Source organism: Microbacterium sp. oral taxon 186 str. F0373 (assembly GCF_000411455.1).
Lineage (GTDB): Bacteria > Actinomycetota > Actinomycetes > Actinomycetales > Microbacteriaceae > Microbacterium.
The window spans coordinates 1,534,406-1,553,879 of record NZ_KE150457.1; the positions used below are offsets into that span (position 1 = coordinate 1,534,406).

Here is a 19,474-nt window from a genome sequence, read left to right on the forward strand (position 1 = left end):
AGGGGGATGCGAGGAACGTACGGCTGCGCCGTGTCGAGCATTCGGAGCGGCGGTGAACCGCCGGTGACGGAGCGGTGACGTCTTGCGGGTCGCGGGGGGACGTCACCGCGGACTGTCGGTCAGGGGGCGAGGCGCGTCGGCCCGCGGAAGAGGAACGTCACCTCGCGGATCGAGTCCTGGCCGAGCATGAGCATCAGCACGCGCGCGAGGCCCATGCCGAAGCCGCCGTGGGGCGGGATGCCGTAGCGGAAGAAGTCGAGGTAGTGCTCGAGCCCCTCCAGCGACAGGCCCTTCTCGAGCGCCTGTGCTTCGAGCACCTCGATGCGGTGCTCGCGCTGCGCGCCCGTGGTGATCTCGGTGCCCTGGAACAGCAGATCGTAGCTGTTCGTGAGCCCGGTCTCGGGGTTGCGCATGTGGTAGAACGGGCGGATCTCGGGGTGGTAGTCGGTGATGAACACGAACTGGTGCCCGTAGGTCTCCCGCACATGCGCCGAGATCTGACGCTCGCCCTCGGGGTCGAGGTCGCCGTCGGTGCGGGGGATGTCGTAGCCGCGGGCCTTGACGATCTCGCGCGCCTCGGCGAGCGGGATGCGCGGGAAGGGGAGCGCCGGCACGACGACGTCGATGCCGAACAGCTCGGCGATCTCGTCGCCGTGCTTGTCCTTGACGGCCTGGAAGGCGGCCGCGAGGAGTTCTTCCTGCATCGCCGCGACGTCTTCGTACGAGTCGATCCAGCTGATCTCGGCGTCGATCGAGGTGAACTCGGTCGCGTGTCGGCTCGTGAAGCTCGGGTCGGCGCGGAAGACGTCGCCGATCTCGAACACCTTGCCGAAGCCGGCGGCCTGCGCCATCTGCTTGAAGTGCTGCGGGCTCTGCGCGAGGTAGGCCGTCTGGTCGCCGAAATACTCCAGGGCGAACAGCTCGGCGTTGCCCTCGGCGGGGGTCGACATGAGCTTGGGGGAGTGGATCTCGACGTAGTCGCGCTCGATCCAGTAGGTGCGCATCGCGTGCTCGAGCGTCGTCTGGATGCGGAAGACGAGGTTGTTGCGGCGCTGACGCAGGTCGATGAAGCGCCAGTCCATGCGCTTGTCGAGGCCGCTGTCGGCGGCGATCGGTGTCTCGGGCAACGCCGCGGCGGCGATCTCCAGCGTCGCGATCTTGATCTCGACGCCGCCGAGCTTGACCCGCTCGTCGTGCTTGAGCTGACCGGTGACCGTCAGGAAGGTGCCGGTGGACAGTTCCGAGATCAGCGCGGTGAGCGCGAGAGCCGCGGCATCCTGCTCCGCCCCCTCCGGGTCGGGACGGGTCGCCGGGTTGACGAGCTGGACGGCGCCGGTCTCGTCGCGGAGGATGACGAACTGCACCTTCTTCTGATCGCGGACGGTCTCCACCCATCCGGACACCGAAACGGTGCCGTCTTCGCGGGACTGCAGCTGGCTGACGAGGGTGCGTTCACTCACGAGGCACCAGTCTACGTGGGTGGGGTGTCCCGGCATCCGCCCAGGTTCTCATCACCCGCCCTCGCTACCGTCGACGTATGGCGATGGCATCCGACGGCTCCTGGCTCACCACCCTCGTCGACGCCGTGGTCGGCCTCATGAACCTCATCGGGGCGCCCGGCGCGGGGCTCGCGATCGCCCTCGAGAACCTGTTCCCGCCGCTTCCCAGCGAGGTCATCCTGCCGATGGCGGGACTGGCCGCCGCCCGCGGATCGTTCTCGCTGTTCGAGGCCCTCGCCTGGACTACCGCCGGCTCGGTCGCGGGCGCCTTCGCGCTCTACGCCCTGGGCGCGTGGCTCGGCACCGATCGCCTCCGCGCGCTCGTGCGACGGATGCCGCTGCTGAAGGTCGATGACGTCGACCGCACCGTCGCGTGGTTCCATCGGCACGGGGGCAAAGCCGTGTTCTTCGGTCGCATGCTGCCGATCTTCCGGAGCCTCATCTCGATCCCCGCGGGCGTCACGCGCATGCCGCTGTGGCGCTTCGGCCCGCTGACGCTGGCGGGATCGTTCATCTGGAATGCCGTCTTCGTCTTGTCGGGGTATCTGCTGGGCGATCAGTGGCACATCGTCGAGGAGTACGCGGGCGTGCTGCAGTACGCGGTGATCGGCGTCGCCGCCGCAGCGCTGGTCTGGTTCACGGTGAACCGCGTGCGGCAGGTGCGGGGCGTGGCGGCAGACAGCGACCCGGCCTGAACGTCCGCCGCCCGGGCCGGTTCCGCTCTCAGCCCGGCCACAGATCTGTCCCGCGTAGACTGACGGGGTGCCCGCTGATCGCCTCCACCTCGTGCGCCACGGCGAGGTCCACAACCCGGGGCGGGTGCTGTACGGACGACTTCCGAACTTCCGGTTGAGTGCCGCGGGGCGCGAGATGGCCCGCAGTGCCGCTGCCTACGTGCAGGGGTCGGGCCGGCCGGTGAGCGCCCTCTACGCCTCGCCGTTGCAGCGCACCCGGGAGTCGGCGGAGCCCTTCGCCGAGGCCTTCGCGCTCGACCCGATCATCGATGAGCGCGTCATCGAGCCCACCAACGTCTTCGAGGGCAAGCGCATGACACGGGCCGTGCTCAATCCCCTCAACTGGCGACACCTCGCGCGCCCCGAGATCCCCAGCTGGGGCGAGCCGTACACCGAGGTCGTCGCCCGCATGGATGCCGCGATGAACGAAGCCTGGAACGATGCCGACGGGGGCGACGTCGTCATCGTCTCCCACCAGCTGCCGATCTGGGTCACGCATCTGTCGGTGGCCGGTCAGCCGCTGCGCCACGACCCGCGCAAGCGCCGCTGTGCCCTCTCGAGCATCACCAGTTTCGAGCGCGCCGGCGATCGCTGGCGCGAAGTCGACTACGCCGAGCCGGCCTCGACGGCTCACGCGGTGGATGTGGGAGCGGTATGAAGCATCGGACGATCGCTCGCGTCGCGGCATCCCTTCTCGCCCTGGCGCTCGGCGCGGGCCTGGCGGGGTGCAGCAGCGCGAATGACGACCTCGCCAACCAGTACAAGCAGGGCGACGGCAAGGGCTACATCTCCGGCGACGGCAGCGTGCAGGAGATCGCGCCCGCCGACCGCGGCGGTGCGGTCTCGTTCAGCGGCACCGCGGTCGACGGTGCAACCGTCACCAACGCCGACTACGCCGACAAGGTGCTGGTCCTCAACTTCTGGTACGCCAACTGCGGACCCTGCCGCGCCGAGGCGCCCACCCTCGAGAGCACGTACCAGGCGGTACAGCCCGCGGGCGCGCAGTTCCTCGGTGTGAACATCTACGACGGCCCCGAGGGTGCGAAAGCGTTCGACGAGAAGTACGGCATCACCTACCCGTCGCTGCTCGCCAAGGACGACGCCGACCTCAAGCTCGCGTTCGCGTCGTGGACGCCGCTGCAGTCGGTGCCGATCACCCTCGTGCTCGACCGGCAGGGCCGCGTCGCGGCGCGATTCATCGGCCGCGTCGAGAGCGAATCGATCCTCAAGACGATCATCAACGACGTCGTCGCGGAGACCACGTGAGCGACGTCGTCTTCAGCGGCGCGCTCTGGCTCGCGATCCCCATCGCGATGCTCGCGGGCCTGGTGTCCTTCCTGTCGCCGTGCGTGCTGCCGCTCGTGCCCGGCTATCTCGGGTTCCTCGGCGGTGCCTCCGGCGGTGTCGGCGGTCGTAGCGGTCGCCCCACCCGCACGGGCCGCGGTCGGCTGCTGCTGGGCGTGGTGCTGTTCATCGCCGGCTTCACGGTGGTCTTCGTCGCGATGGGCGTGCTGGCGGGCACGCTGGGACGCTTCTTCATCCAGCACGGCGAGACCCTGACCCGTGTGCTGGGTGTCGTCGTCATCGTCATGGGGCTGGTGTTCCTCGGCGTCTTCGGCTTCGCGCAGCGGACGATGAAGCCGCAGGTGCGCAGCGGCCTGGGACTGGTCGGCGCACCGCTGCTGGGCGTCGCGATGGGCATCGGCTGGGCGCCCTGCATCGGCCCGACTTACGCGGCGATCCTCTCGATCTCCCTCACCCAGGCCGACCCGACCCGCGCGGTGCTGCTCGCCGTTGCCTACTCGCTGGGTCTCGGCATCCCGTTCCTGCTGCTCGCGGTGGGCTTCGGCTGGGCGACCCGCTCGGTGGCGTTCCTGCGTCGTCACATCCGCGCCGTCAACATCGTCGGCGGCGTGCTTCTGATCGTGCTCGGCCTGCTCATGGTCACCGGGCTCTGGACCGCGGCGATGTCGCAGCTGACGGGGGTGATCGGCGGTGTCGAACTCCCGCTCTGACGGCACGGGCGCCAGCGACCCGCTGCGCCCGGCGGACCACGCGGATGCCGAGGTTCCCGCCGCGGGCATCGCCCAGCCGCAGCTGGGCGTGATCGGCTGGCTGCGGTGGGGCTGGCGGCAGCTGACGAGCATGCGCACGGCGCTCGTGCTGCTGCTGCTGCTCGCCATCGCGGCGATCCCCGGGTCGATCGTGCCGCAGCGCACCGCCGACCCCAACGGCGTGCTGCAGTACAAGACCGACAACCCGGGCCTGTTCCCGATCCTCGACGGTCTGCAGCTGTTCGACGTGTACTCGTCGGTGTGGTTCTCGGCGATCTACATCCTGCTGTTCATCTCGCTGATCGGCTGCGTGATCCCGCGCACCAAGCACCACTTCAACGCGCTGCGTGCCCGCCCGCCGCGGACGCCCGCGCGTCTGTCGCGCCTGGACGACCACGCCGAGGCGGAGCGCATCGTCGCCCCGGGACAGGATGCCGCGGCGGCCGCCGTCGCCGCGGTCGAGCTCGCCCAGGCGCAGCTGCGCAAGGCCGGCTACCGCGTCGAGCGCTACGACACCGCTGCCACGGCGAAGCGGCCCGCGACGGCATCCGTGTCGGCCGAACGCGGCTACGCCCGTGAGACCGGCAATCTCGTCTTCCACGCTGCGCTCGTCGGCGTGCTCATCTCGGTCGGCGTCGGGGGCGGCCTCACCTACACGGGCCAGACCGTCATCGTCGAGGGCGACAGCTTCGTCAACTCCCTCGGCCTCGGCTACACCTCGTTCAACCCCGGTCGCTTCGTCGACACGAACGCGCTGCCGCCGTATTCGCTGACGCTCGACAGCTTCGACGTGAACTACGTGCCGGTCGGGCAGGCGGGCCAGGGGCAGGCCGGCGACTTCGCCGCCAATCTCACCACCCGCGAGCCGGGCCACGACCCCCAGCAGCGGACCGTGCGGGTCAACCACCCCGTCGACATGGCAGGCGACCGGGTCTATCTCATGGGCAACGGTTACGCGCCGACCATCACGGTGCGAAACCCCGCGGGGGATGTCGTGCTGCACGAGGACGTCGAGTTCCTGCCGCAGGGCGCGACGATGACCTCGCTCGGCGTCATCAAGATTCCCGACGGGCTGTCGCAGCAGGTCGGTCTCGTGGGCTTCTTCTATCCCACGGCGGCGAAACTGCACTCGGGCGCGTTGACATCGGCCTACCCGGCGCTGGCGAACCCCGTTCTCACCCTCGACGTGTACACGGGCGACCTCGGCATCGACGACGGCACGCCCCGCAACGTCTACGCGCTCGATGTCAGCGGCATGACGCAGCTGACCGGCCGCAAGATCAACGTCCCCTCGCTCGAGCTCGCGCCGGGCCAGACCGTTGACCTGCCGAACGGCCTCGGCACGATCACGTTCGACGACGCGAAGGCCAGCGGCGCTCGCGAGCAGGTCAAGCGCTACGTGTCCCTGTCGATCCACCGCGACGTCGGCGCCCCCTGGGTGCTCGGCTTCGCGATCGTCGCCCTCACGGGGCTGCTCGCGGCGCTGTTCATCCCGCGCCGGCGCATGTGGGTCAAGGCCACGCCGGGTGACGGCGTCGTGCACCTCGAGTACGCGGGTCTCGCGCGCGGCGAGGACCCCGCGATCGCAGTGGCGGTCGCCGACCTCGTCCGCGACCACGGCGCCGCGATGGATGCCGCGGGCACCGCCGGGTCGGCGCGTGCGCAGGGCGCGGCATCCGCGGGTCAGGACGGCGGCGCCGGCCGGTCGTGACCGGTCCGGCGCGTAGCACGCCGACGTAGACTGATCGTCATGCCCGACGGCCTCCCTCTCGACGAAATCTCCCGGCTCCTCGTCTGGACCGCAGTGGCGATCTACGCGCTCGCGTTCATCGCCTACGCGATCGACCTCGGGCGCCGCTCCGACATCGCGATCCAGCAGAAGGATGCCGCGAAGCAGCGTGAACTCGTCGGCGCGGGCGCGGGCGTCTCGGCATCCGCATCCACTGCTCTCGGCGGGTCTCTCGACGAGATGCGGGCCGAGCAGCAGGCGGCCAAGGCGGAGCTGGAAGCGCCGCTCGCCCGCCGCGCGCGCTACCTGTGGGCGCGCATCGGAACCTCGTTGACGGTGCTCGGCTTCCTCTTCCACGTCGCCGGCGACGTGCTGCGCGGCGTCGCCTCGGGGCGTGTGCCGTGGTCGAACATGTACGAGTTCGCCCTGACCGGCACGATGCTGATCGTCGCGGTCTACCTGGTGGTGCTGTTCAAGTACGACCTGCGCTTCCTGGGCACCTTCATCACCGGGCTCGTGGTCGTGCTGCTGGGCGGCACCGTGATCTGGTTCTACACCGCCGTCGTCCCGCTGTCCGACCCGCTGAAGAGCGTGTGGCTGGTGATCCACGTGTTCGTCGCGTCGCTGGCCACCGCGCTGTTCGCCCTTGCCTTCGCGCTGTCGGTGCTCCAGCTGATGCAGACCCGCCGCGAGCGGCTGGCGATCGCCGCCCTGTCGGCGCCGGAGGAGGGCGGAGCCGCTGCGGCCACCTCCACGCCGCGCCGCCGTGGCCTGCGCTTCCTGCGGACGCTGCCGGCCGGCGATGTCCTGGAGGCTCTCGCCTACCGCTTCACGATCATCGGCTTCATCTTCTGGACCTTCACCCTCATCGCCGGATCGATCTGGGCCAACGACGCGTGGGGACGCTACTGGGGCTTCGACACGAAGGAAGTGTGGACCTTCGTCATCTGGGTGCTCTACGCCGGTTACATCCACGCGCGGGCGACGCGCGGCTGGCGAGGCACCCGCTCGGCGTGGCTGTCCATCGTCGGCTTCGCCGCGGTGATGTTCAACTTCACGATCGTGAACCTCTTCTTCAAAGGCCTGCACGTCTACAGCGGCCTGAACTGAGCCCGCGCCGCCGCCGGCGCGCGCGTTCAGTTGGCGCGCGCGCCGGCATCCGGGGGACTCTTTCCGGCGCCCGCGCCAACTCAGCCCTTCGCGGGTCGGCTGGGCGGGGTGTCAGGCCAGGGCGGGGGGTGCGGCGAGCAATGCCCGCGTGTTCGCCGTCCGGCGGCGGGTCACCGCGATCGTCGTCGCGACGAACGCCAGTGCCGCCCACGCGATCATGCCGGCGAGCCCCGCACCGAGCCCACCGGCGGACGTGATCGTCGCCAGCAGCGCGGTGTAGGCGGGGGCGGTGGGCATGACTGCGGCGACCGAGGCGAGGATGCCGGGGATGGTCGAGACGATGCCGGTCGCCACCGCGAGCACCCCCACGAGCGTCGAGATCCAGCGGCCCGCGCCGCCGAAGATCGCGACCAGCGCCTGGTTGACCGCCGCGAACGAGACGCCCGCGACGACGGCGAGCCCGGCGAATGCGAACCAGGTGCCGGCGTCGTAGTTCGCCGCGATCTGGGCGACACCCGCGACGAGCAGGCCCTGGGCTGCCCCGATGCCGGCGGCCGGGGCGAGACTGCGCAGCGCCAGGAGCACGGACGGCCGCCGCGAGCTCAGCGCATGCCGCGGCACGGCCTGAAGCGCGATGAACGATCCGAGGCCGCCGAACCACAGCGCGAGAATCGCCAGGAGCGGGATCGCCGACGCGCCGAAGAGGTTGGTTCCGATGCCGTCCGCGCTCACCGGGTTCGCGACGACCTTGGCGGTCGCGTCGGCCTGCTGCTGCGAGTAGGTGGGGATCTGCGAGACCGCCGAGTCCAGGCCCTGCGCCAGCGAGCTGGATCCGGTGGCGAGCTGGTTCACACCGGTGCTGAGCTGGGTCGCGCCGTCGGCGAGCTGCGAAGCTCCGTCGGCGAGCTGTGAGGCGCCCGTCGACAGCCCGGTGGCGCCGGTGGCGGCCTGGCCGATGCCGCCGGCGAGCTGGCCGAGGCCGGACTGCAGCGACTGCGCCCCTCCGGCGAGCTGGTTCACGCCCTTGACCGCCTCGGGGACGGCCTCGTTCTTCAGGCCGTTCGCGTAGCCCGCGGCGTAGCCGGCGTTCGTCGCGGAGCTCTGGACGTCCGTCGCCAACGTCAGCAGCGCGGCGCAGGTGGGCGTCTGCACCGGCGACGCCGGGTTGCAGGCGTTCTCCACGAGCTGCTTCTGGTACTTCGCCGCGAGCTCTTGCGTCGCCGTCGCCGCCGCCGACGCGTACTGCGCCGTGGTCGACACCGTGCCGCCGAGAGTGTTCGGAGTCGTGGCGGTGAACTGCGCCGACAGCTGGTTCAGCCCGTCGACGAGCTGACCGGCTCCGGCTGCGGAGCCGGTGGCCCCGGTCGCCAGCTTGTCGAGACCCGACGACAGGTCGCTCGCCCCCGTGCCGAGCTGACCTGCGCCCGAGGCGAGAGCGGTCGCACCGCTGGGCAGCTGAGCGGCGCCGGTAGCCGCCTGCTGCGCGCCGCTGGCGAGCTGGTCGGCACCGCCGGCGGCCTGACCGAGCTGGTCGTGCAGGTTCGTGAAGCCCATGAGCACGTTGGTGAGGTACTGCTGTGACACGGCGCTGCCGAACACGGATGCCGCGGTCTGCGTGATCGTCGCGGTGATCGCGCCGTCGACGACGCGGCCGTCCGGAGCGGTCTGGACCTGGATCGTGGCCTTCTCGGGCGTCTTCCCCGGTGCGGTCGAGGTCGCGGCGGCGGAGAAGTTCTCCGGAATCGTGACCACCGCGTCGTAGCTGCCGTTGGCGAGGCCCGCGGCCGCGTCGTCGGTGTTGGAGATCACCCAGTCGAGGTTGCTGGGCACATCGGGGGAGCCTTCCACCAGACCCGCGGTGAGCTGGCGGCCCAGCGGAGCCGTCTGCCCGTTGATCGTGACCGGCTTGTCGTTGTTCACGATCGCGGCGCGCACGTTGTCGAGGCGCTCGGTGGGATTGTAGAGCGCCGCGAGCAGGATGCCGCCGATCAGCACGGGCAGCAGGAGCACGCCGAGCAGCGTGAGCCAGGTGACGGGGCGACGGGAGCGGGCGCGTTCGAGGGAGAGAGTCATGCGGAGATCACCTGCGTGGGAGAGTCGGCGGTGCCGGTGGTGAGGGCCAGTGCGGTCACGCTCTGGCGGTGGGCGTCGGCGAGCACGTCGAGGGCGGGGCCCTCGCGACGGGCGGAGGCGACGATGGTGAGCGGATGGGCGGGAGCACCGCTGCGGGTGGTGCGGGCGGCGGCGCGCTCCTGTGCGTCGCGCAGCAGCGCGGCAGCCTGATCGCGATCGGCGCCGGTCAAGGTGTCGAGACCGTCGATGACGACCATCGTGGTTCCGCCGGCGAGCGCCCGGCGCAGCTCCGTGAGGGGAGCGGTGGCGCCGTCGAGCAGTGCGACACCGACGTGCGCGCGCACCCAGGCGCCGCGTCCGGGCAGCAGGTGACCCGCGACGCGCAGGCGTCCTTCGCTCGGGTCGACTCGACCCGCGACGGTGAGGACGAAGGCGCGACCGGCGCGCGGATCGGCCGCGGTCGCCAGGAGCGTGCCGCCCTGCTCGAGCCGGATGGAGGAGGTGCGGAACAGCGTGATGTCGCCGACCCCCTTGCCGCCCTCGACGCGGACGGACAGGTCGTCTGCGGCCAGCGCGCCGGTGTAGTCGGGCTCCGGCCACGCGGTCAGTGCGAGCTCGCGCTCGACGGCCTCGCCCTCGATGTCGAAGTGCGGCAGTGCGCGGTCGAGCCACCTCGGCATCCACCATGCCTTCTCGCCCAGCAGCGCCATGATCGCCGGTCCGAGCGTCATACGCACGAGGAAGGCATCGACGGCGATGCCGACGGCGAGTCCGAGCGCGATCGGTTTGATCGACGTATCGCCTTCGGGGATGAAGGCCGCGAAGACCGCGAACATGATGACCGCGGCGGCGGTCACCACGCGCGCCGACGCCGTGAAGCCGCTGCGCACCGCCCCGACGGCCGTCTGCCGATCGGCCCGTCCGCCGCGAGCGCGTCGGGTGTGCACGTAGTCCTCGCGCATGCGGGAGACGAGGAAGACCTCGTAGTCCATCGCGAGCCCGAACAGCACGCCCATGAGGATGATCGGCATGAAGCTGATCACCGGACCGGTGCGCGTCACGTGCAGCGCGTCGGCCAGCCAGCCCCACTCGAACACCGCCGCGACGGCGCCGAATGCGGCGAGGATCGACAGCAGGTAGCCCAGGGTCGCCTTCAGCGGCACCCAGATCGAGCGGAACACGATCATCAGCAGGATGAACGACAGGCCGACGACGAAAAGGCCGAACGGCAGCAGGGCGGCCCCCAGGCGGTCGGAGATGTCGATCGCGATCGCCGTGAAGCCGGTGACCTTGAGGTCGATGCCGTACTTCTGCAGCCATTCGTCGTGGTGGGCGCGCAGCTCCCGCACGAGGTCGGCCGTCTGCGGGGCATCCGGTGCCGTGGTCGGCACGATCTGGACGAGACCCGTGTCGGCGGTCTGGTTCGGAGTGGCGAGGGCGACCGTCTTCACGCCGGGGATCTTCTCGACGTCGGCCTTCAGGTCCGCCATGAGCGTCAGCGGGTCGGTCGAGGTGACGATCGTGCCGGCGAGGATGAGTGGTCCGTTCGCGCCCGGCCCGAAGTGCTCGGCGGTCAGGTCGTAGGCCTGCCGCGCTTCGCTGGAGGCGGGCTGCATGCCGGCATTCGGCAGGGCGAGCTGCAGGCTCGACGCGGGAATCGCCGCGATGCCGAGCACCAGGATCACGGACAGGGCGCTGACGACCGGATGCCGCGTCACGAGCGCCACCCACGGGTTCGTCTTCTTCGAAGCTGCCGACGCCGCCGGTGCGGCGCTGTCCTCGGCATCCCCCCGCGTGCGCGCCGCGCGGCGACGGCGCCCGAACGGGATGCCGCGCCCCAGACCCCGCGGCCAGCCGGCGACGCGGCCCTTGGCGAAGCCGAGGAGCGCCGGGGTGAGGGTGACGGCGACGGCGACCGCGACGGCGACGGCGCCCGCGGCGGCCAGACCCATCGTGGTGAGGAAGGGGATGCCGGCAAAACCCAGACCGACGAGGGCGATCAGCACCGTGACACCGGCGAACATGACGGCGGAGCCGGCCGTCCCGGTCGCGCGCGCGGCGGACTCCTCGGGATCGATACCGGCGCGCACCTGGTCTTGATGTCGCGCGACGATGAACAGCGCGTAGTCGATGCCGACGGCCAACCCGAGCATGATCGCGAGCATCGGCGTCGTGGAGGACACCGTCGCGAAGGCCGTCGAGGCGAAGATCAGCACGACCGAGAGCACCACCCCGATGATCGCGCTGACGAGGGGGAACCACGCGACGGCGAGGGAGCGGAACGTGATGATCAGCACGAACAGCGCCACGAGCACGCCGATGATCTCCGTCACCGACAGGCTGGGCAGCGAGGTCGAGAACAGATCGCCACCGACGACGACCGTAGATCCGGCCGGCAGGGCTGCGCCGAGACTCGTCGCCATGTCTTGAAGGGCGGTCTTCGTGGCGGCGGGGACATTGGTGACGCTGCCCTCGAACTGCAGGCGGATGAGCGCGGCCTGGCCGTCGTCGCTGACCATGCCGGTCACGTTCTTGTTGAACGGATCGGTGACCGCCAGCACGCCGTCGAGCTTTCCGAGATCGGTGACGGTCGTCGCGATCTGGTCGTTGTAGGGCGCGTCGTCGACGTGCTGACCGGGCGCCGCCACGATCACGTACTGCGCACTGGTGCCGGCGGCCTGAGGGAAGGTGCGGTTGAGAAGCTCCAGGCCCTCCTGCCCTTCGGTCCCTGGGATGGAGAAGGAGTTGTCGAACCCCTTCACGGCGCCGGTGGCGACACCCACCCCGACGGCGCCGCCGATCACGCCCAGCAGCAGCAGCCACGACACGAGAACGCGCCAGGAGTGGCGGTACGACCAGCGGCCGAGCGAAAACAGAAGTGTGGACACGGGGTGCTCCGGTTCAGACGTTCGGGACAGTGACGGACAGGGAATGTTCGATACACCGCTGTATCCGATACACAGATGTATCCTAAGAGCAGAGATTGGTGCAATCCTGAGCACTCGATGTGAACTGAGACGCGACAGCGACGACGACGCCGCCGTCGTCAACGGAGGGAGGGACAGTGACCGACGTCGCCGACCGCACGGATGCCGGCCGCCCGCCCAGCCAGCGCCGAGAGCAGACCCGCGCTCGCCTGCTGGATGCCGCCCACGAGGTCTTCTCGGAGGTCGGCATGGACGCCGCCTCCGTGGAGGCGATCTGCGAACGGGCCGGCTTCACGCGCGGCGCGTTCTACTCGAACTTCGAGTCCAAGGATGAGCTGTTCCTGGCGCTCGTCACGCGCCTCTCCGACGCCAAGCTGGACGCGGTGGAGAGCCGGGTGCAGCGCCTCTCACCCGATGGCCAGATCGACATCTCCGATCTCGTCGGTCACCTCGGGGCGCCCTTCGGTGAGGAGATGGACCCCCACCTGCTGACCGAGATCCGCGCCCAGGCTCTGCGCGATGAGCGTCTGGCCGACGCTTTCCTCACGCTGCAGCGACGCGTACTCGAGCGGATCGAGGGCTTTCTCCAGCACATCGTCGCCACCTACGGGCTCACGCTCCGGATGCCGATCCCCGATGCGGCGCGCGTGCTTCTGGACGTCTCGAATGAGACCTGCACGACGGCCACCCTGGAGGGCAAGTCCTCCGATCGCATCACGGACGACCTTCGTCGCCGTATCGAAGCCCTCGTGCCGGCGATCGTCGCCGACGGCGGCGCCGCGGTCTTCCGCTCCTAAACGCTCCTAGATCAGCGCAGCGCAGCGCTCGAGGCGTTCGAGCCACCAGGTGCGACGATCGGGGGATGCCGCGTGGCGGGCCAGGAGCGCGGCATCCGGTGTCACACGCCTGACCGGCAGGCTGCCGTCGACGGGCCGCAGCGGTGCGCGCGTGACGTCGGCGGCGAGCAGCGATGCCGTACCGAGGCCGCAGTCGTAGGGCAGTTCAGGGAGCGCGGCCGCCAAGGTCACACCCATCGCTAGGCCGATGCTCGTGTCGAGGGCGCTGGAGACGACCGCGGGAAGGCCCGCGTCGGCGACGATCGACACGGCGCGCGCGACCCCGCCGAGCGGCTGCGTTTTGACGACGAGCAGGTCGGCGGCGCCCCGGCGCGCGACGTCGAGGGGGTCCGCCGCCTTGCGCACCGATTCGTCGGCGGCGATGGGCAGGTCCCAGTCGGCGAGGCGCTCGCGCAGCTCGGCGAGCTCGTCGACCGACGCGCAGGGCTGCTCGAGGTACTCCAGGTCGAACCCGGCGAGGGCGTGGGCGGCATGTTCGGCCTCATCGACGTTCCAGCCGCCGTTCGCGTCGACTCGCACGCGACCCTCGGGACCCATCGCCGCCCGCACCGCGCGCACCCGCGCGACATCGTCGGCGAGCGTCTGCCCGCGCTCGGCGACCTTGACCTTCGCGGTGCGGCAGCCGTCGAAGCGGGCCAGCACCGCCGGCACGTCCGCCGCCGCGACGGCGGGGACGGTCGCGTTCACCGGAACGCGATCGCGCACCGGCTCGGGCTGGCGCTGCCAGCCGTAGTCGATCGCGGCCGCCAGCCAGACGGCGGCTTCCGCGTCGTCGTACTCGAGGAACGGCGAGAACTCCGTCCATCCTTCGGGGCCTTCGAACAGCACGGCCTCGCGGTGCTCGACACCGCGGAAGCGCGTGACGAGGGGGAGTGAGACCACGTGCGCCGTCGAGAGGAGATCGTCGACGGACGGCGTCGTCACGGAATGAAGTTCACGTAACGCGCTTGGCTGACGGCGAGGTGCTGGGCCTGCAGCATCTCCTGCTCGCGGCTGGGCTTTCGCGCGTTGCGCTGATCGTGGGTCTCGGACGGGCCGAGCACGGCGTCGCGGATGCGGGTGAAGATCGTTCGGATCGACATGATGCCTCCTTTCATCCACCTTGTCACACGACGCCGCCGCACAGAAGGCGGTGACCGTAGAATCGGGCGGTGACCGCCTCGATCGCCGCCGCCCGCTTCGCGCTCGACATCGACGGTGTGCCCCGCACCGCCCGCGCACAGGCGCTGCTCGACACCCTGTCGGAGCGGGTCGTGATCGCCGACGGCGCGATGGGAACGATGCTGCAGCGCCACGATCTGCAGATCGACACGGACTTTCACGGCCTCGAGGGCTGCAACGAGATCCTCAACGTCACACGTCCCGATGTGGTCGGTGCGATCCACGACGCCTACTTCGCCGTCGGCGTGGATGCCGTGGAGACGAACACGTTCGGGGCTAACTGGTCGAACCTGTCGGACTACGGCATCGACGACCGCATCACGGAGCTCGCCGCCGCGGGCGCGCGGATCGCGCGCGAGCGCGCCGAGGCGGCCGAGGCGGTCGACGGACGGATGCGCTGGGTGCTCGGGTCGATGGGGCCCGGGACGAAGCTGCCGAGCCTCGGCCACACCACCTACGCCCATCTGAAGGAGACGTTCGCGCTTCAGGCGGAAGGCCTCATCGACGGGGGAGCAGACGCCTTCCTCGTCGAGACGAGCCAGGACCTGCTGCAGACCAAGGCGGCGATCAACGGCTGCAAGCAGGCGATCGTGGCGCGGGGCATCCGCCTGCCGATCTTCGTCGAGGTGACGGTGGAGACGACGGGCGCGATGCTCATGGGCTCCGAGATCGGGGCGGCGCTCACGGCGCTGGAGCCGCTGGGCGTCGACGCCATCGGCCTCAACTGCGCGACGGGACCGGCCGAGATGAGCGAGCACCTGCGCCACCTCTCGAAGCACTCATCGGTGACGATCGCGTGCATGCCCAATGCCGGGCTGCCGGTGCTGACCGCCGACGGTGCGCACTATCCCTTGACACCGGCGGAGCTCGCGACCGCGCACGAGCAGTTCGTCCGCGAGTTCGGGATCGGGCTCATCGGCGGATGCTGCGGCACCACGCCCGAGCACCTCGCCGCGGTCGTGGAGCGGGTGGGCCGGCTCTCCGTGGCGACCCGCACCCCTGACCGCGAGACACCGCCGGGGCACCGAGACACCGAGAGTGCACCGGTGTCTCGGCGCGAGAACGGTGTCTCGCTGGCGTCAGCGATCGAGACCGAGCCGGGCGTCGCGTCGCTGTATCAGCACGTGCCGTTCCGGCAGGATGCCAGCCACCTCGCGATCGGGGAGCGGACCAACGCGAACGGGTCGAAGGCGTTCCGCGAAGCGATGCTCGAGGGCCGGTGGGAGGACTGCGTCGAGATCGCCCGTGGGCAGATCCGCGTCGGCGCGCATCTGCTGGACGTGTGTGTCGACTACGTCGGGCGCGACGGCGTCGCGGACATCCGCGAGGTGGTGTCGCGGTTCGCCTCGGCATCCACTCTTCCGCTCGTGATCGACTCGACCGAGCCCGCCGTCATCCAGGCGGGGCTGGAACTGATCGGCGGGCGGCCCGTCGTGAACTCCGTCAACTACGAGGACGGCGACGGCCCGGCATCCCGCTTCGGGCGCATCATGCCGCTCGTCAAGGAGCACGGCACCGCGGTGATCGCGCTGACGATCGACGAACAGGGGCAGGCGCGCACCGCCGAAGACAAGCTGCGCATCGCCTCGCGCCTGGTCGACGAGCTCGTCGGTGCGTGGGGCATGCGGGTCGAGGACATCATCGTCGACTGCCTGACCTTTCCGATCGCCACGGGCCAGGAGGAGACCCGGCGGGACGGGATCGAGACCATCGAGGCGATCCGCGGCCTCGTGGCGAAGTACCCGGGCATCAACACGACGCTCGGCGTCTCGAACGTCTCGTTCGGGCTCAACCCCGCCGCCCGCTCGGTGCTCAACTCCGTGTTCCTGCACGAGGCGACGCAGGCGGGGCTGACCAGTGGCATCATCGACGCCGCGAAGATCGTGCCGTTGGCCTCCCTCCCCGACGAGCAGCGGAGGGTCGCGCTCGACCTCGTCTGGGACCGGCGCGAATGGGATGCCGACGGCACCCTCACCTACGACCCGCTGGCAAGGATGCTCGACCTGTTCGCCGGGGTCGACACGGCGGCCCTCCGCGACCAGCGCGCCGCAGAGCTCGCGGCGCTCCCGGTCGGCGAGCGACTCGAGCGCCGGATCATCGACGGGGAGCTCAAGGGTCTCGAGGCCGACCTCGACCTGGCGCGCGCCGGCGATGCGGATGCCGCGCCGCTCAGCCCGCTGCAGATCATCAACGACCACCTGCTGGAGGGCATGAAGGTCGTCGGCGAACGGTTCGGATCGGGCCAGATGCAGCTGCCGTTCGTGCTGCAGTCCGCCGAAGTGATGAAGACCGCGGTCGCCCTGCTCGAGCCGCACATGGAGAAGACCGACGAGGCAGGCAAGGGCACGATCGTGCTGGCGACCGTCCGCGGCGACGTACACGACATCGGCAAGAACCTCGTCGACATCATCCTGACGAACAACGGCTACACGGTGATCAACCTGGGCATCAAGCAGCCGATCGCCGACATCATCGCCGCCGCCGAGGAACACGACGCCGATGTGATCGGGCTCTCGGGGCTGCTCGTCAAGTCGACCGTCGTGATGAAGGAGAACCTCGAGGAGCTCATGGCCCGAGGCCTCGGCACGAGGTGGCCGGTCATCCTCGGCGGCGCGGCTCTCACCCGCGCATACGTCGAACAGGATCTCGCGGAGCTCTTCGAGGGCGAGGTCCGCTACGCGAAGGACGCGTTCGAGGGGCTCGCCCTCATGGAGCCGCTCGTGCGGATCGCGCGCGGCGAAGCACCGGATGCCGTCGGCCTGCCGCCGCTGAAGAAGCGCATCCATGCGGCGGGGTCGCGTCTGACCCTCACCGAGCCCGAGGCGATGCCGGCGCGGTCGGACGTGGCATCCGACAATCCCGTGCCCGCCCCGCCGTTCTGGGGGACGCGCATCGTCCGCGGCATCGCGCTCGCCGACTACGCCGCGTTCCTCGACGAGCGGGCGACCTTCATGGGGCAGTGGGGGCTGAAGCCCGGCCGCGGCGAGGGCGGACGGTCGTATGAGCAGCTCGTCGAGACCGAGGGCCGGCCGCGCCTGCGGTACTGGCTCGACCGCATCCTCGCCGAGCGCATGCTCGACGCCTCGGTCGCCTACGGGTACTTCCCGGTCGTGTCGGAGGGCGATGACATCGTCGTGCTGCACCACGGCGACGACCCGACCGGCCTGCTCGGGCGGGCGGGACTGCTGGCGCCAGACGGCGGGTCGGGCGGCGCGCTCGGAGCCGACCGGCTGCGCTTCCACTTCCCGCGCCAGCGCCGCGACCGGCACCTGAACCTCGCCGACTTCGTACGCTCACGCGCGTCGGGACAGATCGACGTCCTGCCGGTGCAGCTCGTGACCGCCGGAGCGGCGATCGACGCCGTGACCGCGAAGATGTTCGCGGAGGACCGCTACCGCGACTACTACGAGCTGAACGGGCTGGTCATGCAGCTGACCGAGGCGCTCGCCGAGTTCTGGCACGCCCGCATCCGCGCCGAGCTCGGTTTCGCCGCGGAAGACCCGGCCGACACCGCGGGATTGTTCACGCTCGACTACCGCGGCGCGCGGTTCTCGCTCGGCTACCCGGCCTGTCCCGACATGGAGGACCGCCGCAAGGTCGTCGAGCTGCTGCGTCCGGAGCGGATGGGCGTCGAGCTCAGCGAAGAGCTGCAGCTGCACCCCGAGCAGTCCACCGACGCGTTCGTGTTCCACCACCCCGAGGCGACCTACTTCTCGGTCTGAACGGGGCGCGGCATCCGTCGCCGTTCAGCTTTGCGGCAGGGCGGCGACGTGGGCGGCGATGCGGGCGAACACCGTCTGCTGGGCGGCGTACGACGCGCGCCAATCGCCGGGGATCAGCAGGCTGTGGTCGGCCTCGGCGACCTCGGCGACGTGCGCCCGAGTGCCGTCGATGCGGTCGCGGCGCCAGGCGGCATCCGCTGTTCCCGCCACGACGAGGTGATCCTCGGATGCCGCGTTCAGCGCCTGCGCGACGACGTCGTGATGCACCAACGGGGTGAGCCAGACACCCGGGATGCCGGCGGCGATCGCGAGCGGTGCGGCGAAGGTGCCCAGCGACTTGGCGACGACGAGGTCGGGGACGCCCTCGAGTAGCGCTGTCACGTCTGCCCAGGCTCGGCGGCCGAACGCGGCCGGATCGTCGGCTGCGGCATCCGTCCACGCGACGGCGTACACGTTCCAGCCCGTCTCGGCGAGCATCAGTCCGCTCCAGTGAAGCAGGGGCGCCTGCGCCGTGTAGCCGCGCCCAGGGAGCAGGACCGCCGTGCGGGCGGCATCCGCGTCGGGGGTGAGGCGGTGCAGGACGACCATTCCGCGATGCTAGCGGCCCGCGGCTGGGGTCCGGCGGCGGAGCAGGACCCACGCTCCGACGGCGATCAGCGCGACGAGCGCCGCGAAGCTCAGGGCGTACAGCGGTCCGGCCCACGGCGAGTAATCGCCGCCGTTGATCTGGAACGTGTCGGCCATCCCCATGCCGATGTCGAACGATGCCCAGAAGTAGCCGGGGGCCCCGAGCGCGATGAGTGCGAGGTAGACGCTCGCGACCGAGGTGATGGAGAGGTCACGGCGGCGGACGGTGACGATGAACGCGGCGATCGCGAGGAGGGGGCCGATCGCGAGGGTGATGTAGACGCGGAGCGGGCCCGACCACTGTCCTGCCGCCGTCATCGCGTCGTGGATCTCCCCGACCGTGTACCCGGGCATCGCGGCGAGCGGGTTCACGATCAGGACGTGGACCGCCGCCCAGGCGGCGTAGGCCACCACGAGCACCGTTCCTGCGACGGCGAGGGCGAGGTTTCGCCGCTGATGCGCATCCATGCCGTCATCTTGCCGGAGATGCCGCCACGACGGCATCCTCCCCGCGCGAACGGCGAAGCGCGGCGGCCGGGTGTCAGCCGACGCGGGCGCCGCACATGCCACACACGCCCGTGGCGGGCACCTGCACGAAGCAGTCGGGGCAGAGCACGGCCTCGCGCTCGGGGATGATCGGTGCGGGCGCCTTGCGCGGCGCCGCCGAGCCGGCGGCGGCGCGCGTGCGGCGAGCGCGTTCGGGTGCTGCCGCGGCTACGGGTGCGAGCTTCGCGGCCGGCTTGTGGTCGGCGCAGTAGAACCGCACGAAGCCGGCGGGGTTCGTCGGATGCCGGTGCTTCACCACCCACAGCGCCTCGCGCGGCCACGGCTCACTCGTGGGACCGCAGCCGGAGCATCGCGTGGCATCGCCGGGCACGGCCTCGGCTGCGGCGACAGGCAGCTCGAAGGGGGGGGCATCGCGCCAGTCCGAGGAGTTCCTGATCTGCACGATTCGTCCTTCCGGCGGCATCCTCGGGTGGA

General features: G+C 70.6%; 16 protein-coding genes. 8 read left to right on the forward strand and 8 right to left on the reverse strand.

Features of this window, described 5'->3' with window-relative positions:
• Window positions 1-119: 119 nt before the first annotated feature.
• On the reverse strand, window positions 120-1,460 hold the full coding sequence (aspS, locus tag HMPREF1529_RS07170) for an aspartate--tRNA(Asn) ligase (RefSeq protein WP_036282804.1): 1,341 nt from the start codon (window positions 1,458-1,460) through the stop codon (window positions 120-122).
• A 77-nt stretch (window positions 1,461-1,537) separates the two neighbouring features.
• On the opposite strand from aspS, the gene HMPREF1529_RS07175 reads away from it, so the two are divergent.
• The 6 genes from HMPREF1529_RS07175 (at window position 1,538) to ccsB (ending at window position 7,126) form a co-directional block, all read left to right on the forward strand.
• Window positions 1,538-2,194 (forward strand): DedA family protein, encoded by a 657-nt coding sequence (locus HMPREF1529_RS07175; protein WP_016464308.1) that lies wholly within the window; start codon window positions 1,538-1,540, stop codon window positions 2,192-2,194.
• Between the two features lie 67 nt (window positions 2,195-2,261).
• Complete coding sequence (locus HMPREF1529_RS07180; protein ID WP_036282806.1) at window positions 2,262-2,891, forward strand: histidine phosphatase family protein; 630 nt, start codon at window positions 2,262-2,264, stop codon at window positions 2,889-2,891.
• Window positions 2,888-3,499 (forward strand): TlpA family protein disulfide reductase, encoded by a 612-nt coding sequence (locus tag HMPREF1529_RS07185; protein ID WP_016464310.1) that lies wholly within the window; start codon window positions 2,888-2,890, stop codon window positions 3,497-3,499. Before HMPREF1529_RS07180 ends, HMPREF1529_RS07185 begins: the two co-directional genes overlap by 4 nt.
• Complete coding sequence (locus tag HMPREF1529_RS07190) at window positions 3,496-4,248, forward strand: cytochrome c biogenesis CcdA family protein (protein WP_016464311.1); 753 nt, start codon at window positions 3,496-3,498, stop codon at window positions 4,246-4,248. Before HMPREF1529_RS07185 ends, HMPREF1529_RS07190 begins: the two co-directional genes overlap by 4 nt.
• Window positions 4,229-5,998, forward strand: a complete 1,770-nt coding sequence (gene resB / locus HMPREF1529_RS07195; RefSeq protein ID WP_016464312.1) for a cytochrome c biogenesis protein ResB — start codon at window positions 4,229-4,231, stop codon at window positions 5,996-5,998. The genes HMPREF1529_RS07190 and resB overlap by 20 nt, the downstream gene beginning before the upstream one ends.
• A gap of 39 nt (window positions 5,999-6,037) precedes the next feature.
• The gene (gene ccsB / locus HMPREF1529_RS07200) at window positions 6,038-7,126 is read left to right on the forward strand and encodes a c-type cytochrome biogenesis protein CcsB (protein WP_016464313.1); all 1,089 of its coding nucleotides are present in this window, start codon (window positions 6,038-6,040) and stop codon (window positions 7,124-7,126) included.
• 111 nt (window positions 7,127-7,237) lie between these two features.
• Here ccsB and HMPREF1529_RS07205 read toward each other — a convergent pair whose 3' ends face one another.
• Together HMPREF1529_RS07205 and HMPREF1529_RS07210 are read right to left on the reverse strand one after the other, a co-directional pair.
• A complete protein-coding gene (locus tag HMPREF1529_RS07205; RefSeq protein WP_016464314.1) occupies window positions 7,238-9,199 on the reverse strand; it encodes a YhgE/Pip family protein in 1,962 nt (653 codons plus the stop codon).
• Window positions 9,196-12,087, reverse strand: coding sequence for an MMPL family transporter (locus tag HMPREF1529_RS07210; RefSeq protein WP_016464315.1), 2,892 nt, complete (start codon window positions 12,085-12,087; stop codon window positions 9,196-9,198). Before HMPREF1529_RS07210 ends, HMPREF1529_RS07205 begins: the two co-directional genes overlap by 4 nt.
• Window positions 12,088-12,263: 176 nt before the next feature.
• Between HMPREF1529_RS07210 and HMPREF1529_RS07215 the strand changes: the two genes are divergently transcribed.
• Window positions 12,264-12,923 (forward strand): TetR/AcrR family transcriptional regulator, encoded by a 660-nt coding sequence (locus HMPREF1529_RS07215; RefSeq protein WP_016464316.1) that lies wholly within the window; start codon window positions 12,264-12,266, stop codon window positions 12,921-12,923.
• A gap of 6 nt (window positions 12,924-12,929) precedes the next feature.
• On the opposite strand, the gene HMPREF1529_RS07220 is transcribed toward HMPREF1529_RS07215, so the two are convergent.
• On the reverse strand, window positions 12,930-13,907 hold the full coding sequence (locus tag HMPREF1529_RS07220) for an o-succinylbenzoate synthase (RefSeq protein ID WP_016464317.1): 978 nt from the start codon (window positions 13,905-13,907) through the stop codon (window positions 12,930-12,932).
• On the reverse strand, window positions 13,904-14,065 hold the full coding sequence (locus HMPREF1529_RS16080; protein WP_016464318.1) for a hypothetical protein: 162 nt from the start codon (window positions 14,063-14,065) through the stop codon (window positions 13,904-13,906). The genes HMPREF1529_RS07220 and HMPREF1529_RS16080 overlap by 4 nt, the downstream gene beginning before the upstream one ends.
• A gap of 69 nt (window positions 14,066-14,134) precedes the next feature.
• Between HMPREF1529_RS16080 and metH the strand changes: the two genes are divergently transcribed.
• Window positions 14,135-17,866 (forward strand): methionine synthase, encoded by a 3,732-nt coding sequence (metH, locus tag HMPREF1529_RS07225; protein WP_016464319.1) that lies wholly within the window; start codon window positions 14,135-14,137, stop codon window positions 17,864-17,866.
• 24 nt (window positions 17,867-17,890) lie between these two features.
• On the opposite strand, the gene HMPREF1529_RS07230 is transcribed toward metH, so the two are convergent.
• The 3 genes from HMPREF1529_RS07230 to HMPREF1529_RS07240 form a co-directional block, all read right to left on the reverse strand.
• Window positions 17,891-18,454, reverse strand: a complete 564-nt coding sequence (locus HMPREF1529_RS07230; RefSeq protein WP_016464320.1) for a hypothetical protein — start codon at window positions 18,452-18,454, stop codon at window positions 17,891-17,893.
• Between the two features lie 9 nt (window positions 18,455-18,463).
• Window positions 18,464-18,961, reverse strand: a complete 498-nt coding sequence (locus HMPREF1529_RS07235; protein WP_016464321.1) for a hypothetical protein — start codon at window positions 18,959-18,961, stop codon at window positions 18,464-18,466.
• Between the two features lie 73 nt (window positions 18,962-19,034).
• Complete coding sequence (locus HMPREF1529_RS07240) at window positions 19,035-19,442, reverse strand: hypothetical protein (protein ID WP_016464322.1); 408 nt, start codon at window positions 19,440-19,442, stop codon at window positions 19,035-19,037.
• Between the last annotated feature and the right edge of the window lie 32 nt (window positions 19,443-19,474).

What these genes read in the sequence shown, in the direction of transcription:
- HMPREF1529_RS07235 (WP_016464321.1), bottom strand. Translation starts at nt 18,961, where the DNA reads ATGGATGCGCATCAGCGGCGAAACCTCGCCCTCGCCGTCGCAGGAACG.
- HMPREF1529_RS07175 (WP_016464308.1), top strand. Translation starts at nt 1,538, where the DNA reads ATGGCGATGGCATCCGACGGCTCCTGGCTCACCACCCTCGTCGACGCC.
- HMPREF1529_RS07185 (WP_016464310.1), top strand. Translation starts at nt 2,888, where the DNA reads ATGAAGCATCGGACGATCGCTCGCGTCGCGGCATCCCTTCTCGCCCTG.
- ccsB (WP_016464313.1), top strand. Translation starts at nt 6,038, where the DNA reads ATGCCCGACGGCCTCCCTCTCGACGAAATCTCCCGGCTCCTCGTCTGG.
- HMPREF1529_RS07205 (WP_016464314.1), bottom strand. Translation starts at nt 9,199, where the DNA reads ATGACTCTCTCCCTCGAACGCGCCCGCTCCCGTCGCCCCGTCACCTGG.
- HMPREF1529_RS07230 (WP_016464320.1), bottom strand. Translation starts at nt 18,454, where the DNA reads ATGGTCGTCCTGCACCGCCTCACCCCCGACGCGGATGCCGCCCGCACG.
- HMPREF1529_RS16080 (WP_016464318.1), bottom strand. Translation starts at nt 14,065, where the DNA reads ATGTCGATCCGAACGATCTTCACCCGCATCCGCGACGCCGTGCTCGGC.